Annotated in this window: 1 protein-coding gene; it reads left to right on the forward strand. The window is 45.7% G+C overall.

What is annotated here, in order from left to right; genetic code table 11:
• Positions 1 to 213 (forward strand): hypothetical protein (locus tag KVT34_RS30815; protein WP_217563355.1); only part of this gene is annotated, 213 nt, incomplete at its 5' end.
• Positions 214 to 245: the final 32 nt, after the last annotated feature.

The raw sequence follows: 245 nt of genomic DNA on the forward strand, positions 1-245 counted from the left end.
GAGAACAAACATAACTTAAACGTTCAAAAAAGCGGGCTGCCGGAGGATAACGGGGGACCGAGCAACAACCAACAAGCCAAACCTTGGGAAAGGTTTGGCTTGTTTTTATGCAGAACCGGGCTTAATGGCTCATATGAGAACCCCAAAGCGTGTCTTTCAACGTTTCGAGATTCGGTTGAAGCGGGGGATATGTGTCGTGGACGCTCAATTTGATGTTGACAGGAGTATTAAAAGACGGTATATTT

This window comes from Paenibacillus sp. GbtcB18 (assembly GCF_019091125.1).
GTDB classification, from domain to species: domain Bacteria; phylum Bacillota; class Bacilli; order Paenibacillales; family NBRC-103111; genus Paenibacillus_F; species Paenibacillus_F chitinolyticus.